The organism is Gardnerella sp. C0684A1 (assembly GCF_055326835.1).
The window spans coordinates 1-287 of record NZ_JBLTSX010000018.1 but is presented as its reverse complement, the minus strand read 5'-3'; the positions used below and the strand labels follow the sequence as shown (position 1 = coordinate 287).

The 287-nt window shown below is 74.6% G+C and carries 1 pseudogene; it reads left to right on the top strand.

Annotated elements, in window-relative coordinates:
• Positions 1-287 (top strand): annotated as a pseudogene (locus ACNEUN_RS06205) (hypothetical protein); the annotation flags it as partial.

The following is a 287-nucleotide window of genomic DNA, read 5'->3' as shown; positions in this document are numbered from 1 at the left end:
GCCTCGCGCTGGCGGCGGGCGCCGACTTCGTCAAGACCAGCACCGGCAAGACGTCGGTCGGTGCCACGCCCGCGGCGGCGGCGCTGATGCTCAAGGAGATCAAGGCCAGCGGCCTGTCGTCGGCGGGCTTCAAGGCCTCCGGCGGCGTGCGCTCGGTGGCGGACGCCGCCGGCTATATCGCCCAGACCGAGGCCGCCCTCGGCGCCACCGCGCTGAACCCGCAGCGGCTGCGCTTTGGCGCCAGCGGCCTGCTGACCGACATCGAGGCCGTGCTTGCGGGCGACACC